This window comes from Moorena sp. SIO4G3 (assembly GCF_010692305.1).
Taxonomy (GTDB): domain Bacteria; phylum Cyanobacteriota; class Cyanobacteriia; order Cyanobacteriales; family Coleofasciculaceae; genus Moorena; species Moorena producens_A.
In genome coordinates this window covers 1-10,589 of sequence record NZ_JAAHIG010000306.1, presented here as the reverse complement: position 1 = coordinate 10,589, position 10,589 = coordinate 1, and the positions used below count along the sequence as shown (strand labels likewise).

Here is a 10,589-nt window from a genome sequence, read left to right as displayed (position 1 = left end):
ACAATAACCGTACCTTCAACCCGTACCTTAATGCTCTGATCAGCACGAATGGGAGTGGTTGTAGTAAAACCAGCTGCTGGAATAGTTGTCTCGAAAGTGCCATCCCCATCCAAGTCAGCTGTCACTGTAATAGGAGTAGGAGCAGCAGGATCGGTATCTAAACCAGTGATGGCGATGTTATCAAGACCAGGAATCGCAATATTGGTGTCTTCGTTACCAATGTTGGTAATCACGAAGTCAAATTGCAAGGTATCACCAGTAGCAATACTACCTAGGTTGACGTCATTAACACCATCAGGTTGAACCAGCAAACCAGCAACTTCAGCCACCTCAACGATCACAGTGTTTGAGGTCGCGTCGATGGTAACCCCTGGATTGTTGGGGTCTTCATAGGTAGCTTCCGACTGGTTAATAATCGGTACACCAGCATCAGTTCCCTCAGCAAATACAGGTACTGCCAGCTGAAACAAACTACCGAGAATGAGGGAAGCACTGACTAATGGTCGTAAGTATCTACGACGAAGCTTCGTTGACTTTCGTTGAGCCATGGAGAATTTTTCCTAAATTGAGAACACAAAGATATATATATAGTCCCTGGGTCTAGGATGATACTGACCCTGGTTGTTAGCTAGTAGCTTGTTTGTAAGCTAGGCTAGCCTTCAATATCTAGGAAAACTCACCTAAACTGCTTTCGGCATTCGAGATTTAACGGATTTTCTAGAGTAGTCATCCTGAAGTGCATATGTAAAAATACGTAATAGGTCGTAAACTATCAGCCATAAGTACTAAATATTTCCTTTAGTTGCTTTTTTTTTCTAATAGCAGGTTATAGTACTGGAGTCATTGCTATAACTAGCTAATCAAAGGGGGTTACAGCAGCAGATAGGTATGACTTATAGGTATGACTTCAGGGTCAAGGTGGGTGATGTTAGCTATATCGAAGGGCGTAAGTAAACTAACTATAACGTATCTAAGCTAAATTAAGTGATTATGCCCATACTTATTTAGTCATACGGTTGATGCGCTAATCCACCACTTCGGTAACAATAGATTAATTAATAACTAATATCGTGGTTTAGGTGTGAGGAAAATTCTAATGATTAACTCTATGAGTTATTGGAATAAAAATTACTTAAAATTCAATAATTATATAGCCAAAATAAATAGGTTGTGAACGATCAGACGGACAATAGACCAGCACTACAATAACTTTTGGCCTTCTGGGTGTTTACAAATCGTTTATAAACCCACTTAGTAAGCTTAGTAAGTTGTTAACCATCTAATTGGCACAGCAAAATTTACAGGGTGATGTTGAGGCTTGACTGAGGGTTAACGGTTAACCGCGCTTCGAGCTTGGTTGCGGGGCAATCAGGGTGGATCCCTGCTTAGTGCTAATGCCTATTAATCAGCCTCTACATGAAAAGCTATCAATTTAACTGTTCTATGTTAATGATTATCATAGTATTTATCTACCAAATTCAGCAAAATTATGCTGAATTATAGTCCAATTATCCCATAAGTTTTGATAAAACTACCGGATGGATAGCTCATAAATCTTGACGGCTGATTAATCGCTAATTAATCATAATCGAATTTAATTAAAATACTTTAAAATACTTACACTTGCTTTAACGCATTGTATGCAAATGTTTATTGACACAAGCTAGTGATAAGGTTGACTTTTTTTAAAAGGTCGAATAAACGCCATGCTAGCAATAGTTATTCATTAAGTATTTTTTAATAAAACTAAAAAAATGTGAAGTTTGTGTGAACATTATGATAATTGTTAATTCTTATACAAACCCGCCCCTATATTACCCCTTAATTATCAAAGATAAGCATATTTTTTTATTTAAATAAAGAAAATTTTATAGTAAATTAAGATACAAATATACTCAGTTAATAGCTCCAAATAACTACCAACAGAAAACAATCATGAAGTATCTGCTTACCTCATTACTGATACCAAGTCTAGGTAACATACTGCCAATACTACTGAGTTAGTAACCGACACCCGTACCGAAACGCAGCTACACCAACGAAACCTGGTGTTCTTACTGTGCTCCGACTGTGGGCGATCCCTTGCAGTCTTGAAATACCTCGTTCTATCTTTACGCTGTTCCTTCGCTTGGGCCCTGTTCAAGGTCACCTTTTATGTCCACTACACCTGATTTAAGTCCAAACCAGTATGAATAAGATTCTAGTAATTGAAGACGAGCCAATAATTCGGAAGAACCTCCTCACCCTGCTCAGAGCAGAAGGGTTCGAAACGATTAGTAGTGACAACGGTAGCAGTGGAGTCAAGCTTGCTCAAAACCAGCAGCCAGATTTAATTATTTGTGATATAATTATCCCTCAGCTAGATGGTTATGGTGTTTTAAAGACTCTACAGCAACATCCCATCACTGCTGCGATTCCCTTTATTTTCCTCAGCTCCAAAGCTGACTGGTCAGATTGGCGTATGGGCATGAGGTTAGGGGCTGATGATTATCTGATCAAGCCTGTTAAGCGCCAGGAATTGCTAGATGCGATCGCTACTCGACTACAAAAACGACTTTATCAAACCAAGTGCCATCATCTTGAACTGAAAAAAGTGCAAGCTCAACTGGACTATCTACTCCGTTATGACCAGCTTACTAACTTACCGAACCGACTTTTGCTAGAAGAGCGATTTAATCAACTACTGATACAACGACAGGGACGTTATCGTCGTCTGCCAGTGCTGTCTTTAAGCTTTGACCAACTATATCAGATCTACAATATCTTAGGCCCTGTTAATGGTGATTTGTTACTTCAGGCAGTGGCCAAACGACTTCTTGGTAGGGTTGGACCTCTGGATACGGTGGCTCAGTTAGGGATGGATCAATTTGTGATCTTGCTAGCTACTACCATTAACCAGATAGAGATAGGGCTGATGGCGGAAACACTGATCGATGCTTTATCCTTACCCTTTACTATAGGAGAATATGAGATTGTCCTGACCCCTAGAATCGGGATTGCCTGCTTTGGTAGGGATGCCCTTGATCTAAATACCCTGATCACCCATGCCAACCGAGCCAGAGCAAATGCTGGACAAAAAGGACAGAAGGCTTACGAATTTTATATTGCCTCGATTGGTGACAAATCCCAACAAGCCCTATGGCTAGAATTACAATTGCGCCAAGCATTGCAAAAGGATGAACTTCAAGTTCACTATCAGCCCAAAGTAAATCTGAAAACTGGAGAAATCGAGGGGGCAGAAGCCTTAATCCGTTGGTATCATTCAGAATTGGGGGCAATCTCTCCAGCTAAATTCATTCCCCTAGCTGAGAAAACTGGTTTGATTGTGCCTCTAGGAGAGTGGGTACTCCGAAAAGCCTGTACCCAAGCCAAACTCTGGCAAACTCAAGGCTTGTCCCCAGTACAAATCGCTGTAAATTTATCGGGACATCAGTTTAATCAACCCAATCTCAGTGACTCCATCGTAGCAATTCTTGAAGAAACCGAACTTGAAGCGAGATATTTGCAATTGGAATTAACCGAAAGTACCCTGATGGAGAATCCAGACCATGCGATCGCTACCTTAAAACGGTTAAAGTCCTTTGGTATTCAGATCTCCATTGATGATTTTGGAACCGGTTACTCTTCTCTGAGCTATCTGAGACTATTTCCCTTTGATGTGTTAAAGATTGACCGTTCTTTCGTTTGCCAACTTACAGAGGATGTCAAAAACGAAGCCATTACGACTGCGATTTTGCAAATGGCTCACAGTCTCAAGTTGAAGGTGGTGGCGGAAGGGGTCGAGACAACTAGCCAACTGGCTTTCCTGTGTGGTCATAAGTGTGATGAAATTCAGGGTTATTGCTTCAGTCCTCCATTATCGGCTCCAACCTTCACAGAATTGCTTAGTACTGGTAAAAGGCTTTCACTCTCTTATCTGGGATAATTTATTAGTTTAATTTATTAGTTTTTTAATTTCTTAAATTGATTAGCAATTAGTAATACCTTCTATAGGATTTTAAAATTAATTGTTAAAAATAATTACAGTTATTTGAAATTACCCAAAATCCCGATTAACTTCCCTATATACTTTATTATATCTTGCCTTTTTCCTTTTCCATGTAAGGCTTTACCTCAGGGATTATATTAACAAATACAATGTAAATGTTATAGCCATTATCAATGGTTTGGAAGACAGACATTTTGTAGGGACACGATCTGAGCGTGCCCCTACTGTTTCCAATCGAGATCAGAGCAAGTATAATCGCCTAAAAACTCAGCACTCCGCAGTAATTAACTGAGTATTCCGCTTAGATTACTTGCTCCACTTCAGCGATTTCAGGGATAAATTCCCTTAAGCGGCGCTCAATCCCCATTCTCAGGGTCATGGTAGAGCTAGGGCAAGACCCGCAAGCTCCCTGGAGTCTTAATTTAACAGTCGGACCATCTAACTCAACTAGCTCCACATTACCACCGTCAGCGATCAGGTAAGGACGCATCTCATCCAGGACTGTTTCAACATTTTCTGGAGTGAGTGCCATTGTTTCTGACATAATAAACCTCAGCTACATTGTAATTTCATGATAACTATGTTAATGGTAGCTTTCTGTGAGAAATGACTAATGACTAAGGACTGATGACTGATGACCGATATCATGGTTAAGGTTTAGGATAGCGATCGCACCATGTCTCATCCTCTATACGTTGCCTTTATCTGGCATCAGCACCAACCGATTTATAAATCCCACAAGGGTGCCTCGGTGGCATCAGGCCAATATCATCTACCTTGGGTACGCCTACATGGCACGAAAGATTACCTAGATTTGGTGCTGCTCCTAGAGAGCTACCCTAAGTTGCATCAAACGGTGAATCTAGTACCAACTCTAATTTTGCAACTAGAAGATTACATTGATGGTACTGCTTTCGATCCTTATCTGACCCTAGCGCTAACCTCCACTGAACAACTGACTCAACACCAGAAGCAATTTATTATCGAACATTTCTTTGATGCCAATCACTACACCCTGATTGACCCCCATCCCCGCTATCGGGAACTGTATGAGAGCCGCCAATATCAAGGGAAAGAGTGGTGCCTAAACAATTGGACATTAGAGGATTACAGCGACCTACTAGCATGGCATAACCTAGCGTGGATTGATCCGTTGTTTTGGGATGATCCCGATATTGCTAGATGGTTAGAGCAGGGGCGAAACTTCACTTTGTCAGACCGACAGCGCATTTACTCCAAGCAACGAGAAATCCTCAGCCGCATCATCCCCCAGCACCGGAAAATGCAAGATGCTGGTCAACTGGAAATAACTACAAGTCCCTATACTCACCCTATTCTACCGTTGTTAGTGGATACGAATTCTGGTCATGTAGCTGTTCCTGAGATGAGTCTACCCCAACAGCGATTTCAGTGGGAGGAGGATATTCCCCGACACCTCCAGAAGGCTTGGCAGATGTATACAGAAAAATTTGGACGAGCTCCACGTGGGCTATGGCCTTCCGAACAGTCAGTCAGTCCTGAAATTTTACCTTACATTGCCGAAGCTGGGTTTAATTGGATCTGCTCTGATGAATTAGTATTGGCTTGCAGTATCAACCACCGTTTCCATCGGGATGAGAGGGGGAATGTTACCGAACCAGAGTTACTTTACCGCCCTTATCGTCTAGAAACAGAACACAAAGACCTAGCGATTGTGTTTCGAGACCACCGCTTATCAGATTTGATTGGCTTTACCTATGGGTCAATGTCGCCGACTAAGGCAACGGCTGATTTGGTAGGACATTTAGAGGGGATTCGCGCTTCCCTTGCGATCGCAGAGTTTAACCCTGACACCTCGAAACCCCAGCAATCTGAGGCATGCAGCGGTTTAGAACAGCCTTGGCTAGTCACGATTGCTTTAGATGGAGAGAATTGCTGGGAAAACTATTCCGAAGATGGTTTACCCTTCCTCAAATCCCTCTATCAAACTTTGAGTGATCATCGTCATATCAAACTCGTAACGGTTTCTGAGTTTATTGAACAATTTTCCCCTACAGAAACTATTCCGGTAAGTCAACTACATAGTGGCTCCTGGATAGATGGTAGCTTCACCACTTGGATTGGTGACCCAGTCAAGAATCGAGCTTGGGACTTACTAAGTGAAGCACGACAAACCTTAGCCAAGCATCCAGAAGCCACGGAAGAAAATAATCCAGAAGTTTGGGAAGCTTTGTATGCAGCAGAAGGTTCTGACTGGTTTTGGTGGTTTGGTGAGGGTCATTCGTCCAACCAAGATGCCGTCTTTGACCAGCTGTTCCGGGAACATTTGTCGGGGATTTACCGAGCACTGAATGAGCCAATGCCACCTAATCTCAAACACCCCTTAGTATCTCTTCAGGTACCTTGATTGAACCGGCTAACTAATATACTATTATTTGTGGCTGTCGTGCCCGATAAATTGGGCTGCCATTAGGCTGGCTGGTTTAATCGGCAAGATTAATCAGGCTAGTTATGTCAAGGAAAATTTCAGCAGTCCAGAAACCAACTATATCCAAGCCGTGAAGCTATCTATCTACCACACCCCGGAAGAAACTCCGAAAGACACCTTACCAGACTGTGCGATCGCAATTGATGTCCTGCGAGCCACGACGACCATGGCTACAGCTTTAAATGCTGGTGCTGAAGCGGTGCAAGTGTTCAGTGATATCGACAAGTTAATGCAAATCAGCGAACAATGGCCCACTGACAAACGGCTACGAGCTGGGGAAAGGGGTGGTAAAATGGTAGAGGGCTGTGATATGGGTAACTCGCCCTTAATTTGCACACCTGAGCGAGTAGATGGAAGGCGACTATTCATCAGTACCACCAACGGTACCCGTGCTTTACAGCGTGTCCAAAATTCCCCAGTAGTCCTAGCCGCGGCCTTAGTGAATCGTGTGGCAGCAGTGGAGTATTTACTGACCCACAAACCAGATACTATTTGGCTAGTGGGGTCAGGTTGGGAAGGAGCCTACTCCCTAGAAGACACAGTTTGTGCTGGGGCGATTAGTCAAAGACTTATGGAAGAAACTGGAAACTCAGTGGATGACATGGCTGGTAATGATGAAGTAATTGGTGCGATCGCACTTTACTCCCAGTGGCAAGATAAATTACTAGAGATGTTCTATCACGCTAGTCACGGCAAACGCCTGCTGCGGCTCAATGGTCATGAAGATTTAAAGTATTGCGCTCAAACCGATGTATTAGACGCTTTACCGATTCAGAAAGAACCAGGGGTTTTGGTGAAAAACCCAGTTAAAAGGTAAAATTTAGCAGATAACGAGAGCTTTTTTCTGTTTTAATTTGGGTACGGAATTATTTTTGAATTTTCAGATATCCTCTAATTTTTGGCAATGGACTCACCAAAATTTAATTCACTTAGCGAATTTCTCCAAGGACTAAGTGAAGAAGACTTAGCTAAACGATTAGGAGTGGCACCAGCAACACTCACTGAATTAAGAGACCAAGCTGATTTTAAGCAGTGGAGTCAGGATAAAGACCCAGAATCAGTTTCATGGCGATATCAAAAGGATAAGCAACGCTATATAGTTAACTTATCCTTTGGATGATTGTGGTTTAGTTTGTGATTGCTTAGTTCTGATGAATCAGAGTTTCGTTGAATGTACCAGTAACGCTAATCAATACTAAAACTGCCTCAAAAAGCGCAAATCACTGTTATACAATCGACGAATATCATCAATCTGATGCAGCACCATGGCAAAACGTTCTACTCCAAAACCAGCAGCGAAACCTGTATAAATTTCAGGATCATAGCCTACAGCCTTGAGTACATTGGGGTCAACCATACCGCAACCCATCACTTCTAACCATTTTCCCTTCCACTGCACATCCACCTCTGCTGAAGGTTCAGTGAAAGGAAAATAACTGGCACGGAAACGCACTTCTAACTCTTCTCCAAACATTGCCTCCAAAAATTCCTTAAGGGTTCCTTTGAGGTCGGTAAAGGTTATCCCTTCATCCACTGCCAACAGTTCTATTTGATGGAACACTGCAGAGTGGGTAGCATCTACCGTATCCCGTCGATAAACTCGACCAGGTGCCACAATCCGAATCGGTGGCTCATGGTTTTCCATGTAGCGAATCTGTACCGAAGAGGTATGGGTACGCAGCAAATTACCATCAGGCAAGTAGAAGGTATCTTGCATATCCCGAGCTGGATGGTCAGGGGGAGTATTAAGGGACTCAAAGTTATAGTAATCTGTCTCCATCTCTGGGCCAGTAGCAATGGTGTAGCCTAAACCAACAAAAATATCTAAGGCCTGATCAATGGTGCTATTGAGGGGGTGAATTCGACCTTGGGGACGATATACCCCTGGCATAGTCACATCCAGGGTTTCTGATCGCAATTTTTCCTGAATTTCAGCTGCTTTCAGGTCTTGCCGCCTCTGCTCTAGGTTCTGCTGGAGGGTTTCTTTGACAACATTTGCGATCGCACCAATCTTAGGTCGGTCTGCTGCTGCTAACTTACCCATTCCCCGCAATATCTGAGACAGTTGCCCTTTCTTGCCTAGGTAATTAATGCGCAACTGTTCCAAGTTTTCCAAGGTATCAGCAGAAGCGATCGCAATGGTTGCTTCTTCTTTGAGTGTAGCTAGTTGGGTCTCAATCTCGTTGAGGCTTGTCATCAGTAATTTTAGGTTGTAAGAGAAGAACCGGAAACCCCTGTCATTGTATGCAGGACTGTTTCATTTTACTTAAAAAATTGTCAGGTGAGTGGGGTAGACGGTCTTAGAGTATATCAATTTCAGATTAGAATCGAACAGCGACTTTTATCTTTGGCTGCAGTATCTTATCTCATGAAATTGCTCATCAGCAACGATGATGGTATTTTTGCCCTTGGTGTGCGTACCCTTGCCAACACCCTCGCTGAAGCGGGGCATAATGTTACCGTAGTATGTCCTGACCGAGAGCGCTCAGCAACTGGTCACGGTTTGACCCTCCATGACCCGATCCGTGCTGAAGTTATAGATCACATCTTTCATCCCAAGGTTACTGCTTGGTCTTGTTCTGGAACCCCTTCAGACTGTGTAAAGCTGGCTTTGTGGGCATTAATGGATAGCGCGCCAGATTTAGTGCTTTCTGGCATTAACCATGGCTCTAACCTCGGTACTGATGTCCTCTACTCTGGTACTGTCTCAGCCGCTATGGAAGGGGTAATCGAAGGGATTGCCAGCATTGCCTTCAGTCTAGCCACCTACACCTCAAAGGAGTTTCAAGTAGCCGCTTCGTTTGCGAAAACTCTCGTAAATCAGCTCTCCAAGCAACCCTTACCGGAAACAACATTACTCAATGTGAACGTGCCAGCTGTTAAGCTCTCAGACATAGCTGGGATTGCGATCACCCGTCAAGGGATTCGTCGTTACATTGAGAATTTTGAGAAACGAGTTGATCCCCGAGGCAAAATCTATTACTGGTTAGCTGGTGAAGTTATTGAGGATATTGAACAACCCGATCATATTCACTTACCTCAAGATATCCCTACGGATGTTCAGGCAATTCGCGACAACTACATTAGCATCACCCCTTTGCAATATAACCTTACTGATACTCCTAGGGTATATCACTTGCAGCAGTTGAAACTAGGTCAAGATGAAGGATGTTCGCCCTAGGCGTCCCTTGTAGGGTAAGATTAATGATGAAAGATGAAGGATGAAGAATAAAGTTTTGAAAAATGTTTATTTTCTTAATTTATATTTACAAATGAGCAACTTTACTGTTTTTATACAGAAATGCAAATGACCGTTTAACCCTCAAAAATAAGCTAAAAAGCCCCCATGCTGTGACAACTTTAGTCGGCGGATTTCTATAACCATTGAAGCAAGTATTGATGAGATTCTTGGTAATTGTAAGACCCCTTGGCAATAGCTAAAGAAAGAAAAAGGTGAAACCAACTAGTCAACTATTTATTTATTTTACTTTTTTTTATTCAACCAAACAACCTTGGCCTTTCGGCCACGCTACGCGAACAACCTTCAACCTTGGCCTTTCGGCCACGCTACGCGAACAACCTTCAACCTTGGCCTTTCGGCCACGCTACGCGAACAACCTTCAACCTTCAACCTTGGCCTTTCGGCCACGCTACGCGAACAACCAAACAACCTTGGCCTTTCGGCCACGCTACGCGAACAACCTTCAACCTTCAACCTTGGCCTTTCGGCCACGCTACGCGAACAACCAAACAACCTTTAACCTTTAACCAAACAACCTTTAACCTTTAACCTTTAACCTTTAACCTTTAACCTTTAACCTTGGCCTTTCGGCCACGCTACGCGAACAACCAAACAACCTTTAACCTTGGCCTTTCGGCCACGCTACGCGAACAACCTTCAACCTTGGCCTTTCGGCCACGCTACGCGAACAACCAAACAACCTTTAACCTTTAACCTTTACACCTTCAACCTTTAACCTTTAACCTTTAACCTTTAACCTTTACACCTGTTAGAGTCGATGTCCCCTATTAAGGGGAGCACCTCTCCTTCAGAACCGTACGTGAAGCTTTCGCCTCATACGGCTCCTAGATATCCTAGTCTTTCGACTTGCTCCAGTGGATTTGCTGGTGACA

The 10,589-nt window shown here is 43.0% G+C and carries 8 protein-coding genes and 2 pseudogenes; 7 read left to right on the top strand and 3 right to left on the bottom strand.

Features of this window, described 5'->3' with window-relative positions:
• Nucleotides 1-548: pseudogene (locus F6J99_RS34110) on the bottom strand (hypothetical protein); the annotation flags it as partial.
• 1,640 nt (nt 549-2,188) lie between these two features.
• Here F6J99_RS34110 and F6J99_RS34105 point away from each other — a divergent pair.
• On the top strand, nt 2,189-3,925 hold the full coding sequence (locus F6J99_RS34105; RefSeq protein WP_293119763.1) for an EAL domain-containing response regulator: 1,737 nt from the start codon (nt 2,189-2,191) through the stop codon (nt 3,923-3,925).
• 364 nt (nt 3,926-4,289) lie between these two features.
• On the opposite strand, the gene F6J99_RS34100 is transcribed toward F6J99_RS34105, so the two are convergent.
• On the bottom strand, nt 4,290-4,520 hold the full coding sequence (locus F6J99_RS34100) for a NifU family protein (RefSeq protein ID WP_324611096.1): 231 nt from the start codon (nt 4,518-4,520) through the stop codon (nt 4,290-4,292).
• Between the two features lie 144 nt (nt 4,521-4,664).
• Between F6J99_RS34100 and F6J99_RS34095 the strand changes: the two are divergent.
• The 3 genes and pseudogenes from F6J99_RS34095 to F6J99_RS34085 form a co-directional block, all read left to right on the top strand.
• A pseudogene (locus F6J99_RS34095) lies at nt 4,665-6,344 on the top strand (glycoside hydrolase); the annotation flags it as partial.
• Between the two features lie 181 nt (nt 6,345-6,525).
• Nucleotides 6,526-7,272 carry a 2-phosphosulfolactate phosphatase family protein gene (locus F6J99_RS34090; protein WP_293119767.1) on the top strand — a complete coding sequence of 249 codons (747 nt, stop codon included), beginning with the start codon at nt 6,526-6,528 and terminating at the stop codon, nt 7,270-7,272.
• An 87-nt stretch (nt 7,273-7,359) separates the two neighbouring features.
• Nucleotides 7,360-7,575 (top strand): hypothetical protein, encoded by a 216-nt coding sequence (locus F6J99_RS34085; protein ID WP_293119761.1) that lies wholly within the window; start codon nt 7,360-7,362, stop codon nt 7,573-7,575.
• 75 nt (nt 7,576-7,650) lie between these two features.
• Here the strand turns inward: F6J99_RS34085 and pheS are convergent, their stop codons facing one another.
• The gene (pheS, locus tag F6J99_RS34080; protein ID WP_365974829.1) at nt 7,651-8,652 is read right to left on the bottom strand and encodes a phenylalanine--tRNA ligase subunit alpha; all 1,002 of its coding nucleotides are present in this window, start codon (nt 8,650-8,652) and stop codon (nt 7,651-7,653) included.
• Between the two features lie 171 nt (nt 8,653-8,823).
• On the opposite strand from pheS, the gene surE reads away from it, so the two are divergent.
• The 3 genes from surE (at nt 8,824) to F6J99_RS34065 (ending at nt 10,410) form a co-directional block, all read left to right on the top strand.
• Nucleotides 8,824-9,636 (top strand): 5'/3'-nucleotidase SurE, encoded by an 813-nt coding sequence (gene surE / locus F6J99_RS34075; RefSeq protein ID WP_293119759.1) that lies wholly within the window; start codon nt 8,824-8,826, stop codon nt 9,634-9,636.
• 272 nt (nt 9,637-9,908) lie between these two features.
• Entirely contained in the window at nt 9,909-10,223 is a 315-nt protein-coding gene (locus F6J99_RS34070) for a hypothetical protein (protein WP_293119757.1), read from the top strand.
• Nucleotides 10,224-10,275: 52 nt separating this feature from the next.
• Nucleotides 10,276-10,410, top strand: a complete 135-nt coding sequence (locus F6J99_RS34065; protein WP_293119755.1) for a hypothetical protein — start codon at nt 10,276-10,278, stop codon at nt 10,408-10,410.
• Nucleotides 10,411-10,589: the final 179 nt, after the last annotated feature.

Bases quoted from the DNA above. Each gene is read 5' to 3' on its own strand.
- surE (WP_293119759.1), top strand. From the start codon at position 8,824: ATGAAATTGCTCATCAGCAACGATGATGGTATTTTTGCCCTTGGTGTG.
- F6J99_RS34105 (WP_293119763.1), top strand. From the start codon at position 2,189: ATGAATAAGATTCTAGTAATTGAAGACGAGCCAATAATTCGGAAGAAC.
- F6J99_RS34085 (WP_293119761.1), top strand. From the start codon at position 7,360: ATGGACTCACCAAAATTTAATTCACTTAGCGAATTTCTCCAAGGACTA.
- pheS (WP_365974829.1), bottom strand. From the start codon at position 8,652: ATGACAAGCCTCAACGAGATTGAGACCCAACTAGCTACACTCAAAGAA.
- F6J99_RS34100 (WP_324611096.1), bottom strand. From the start codon at position 4,520: ATGGCACTCACTCCAGAAAATGTTGAAACAGTCCTGGATGAGATGCGT.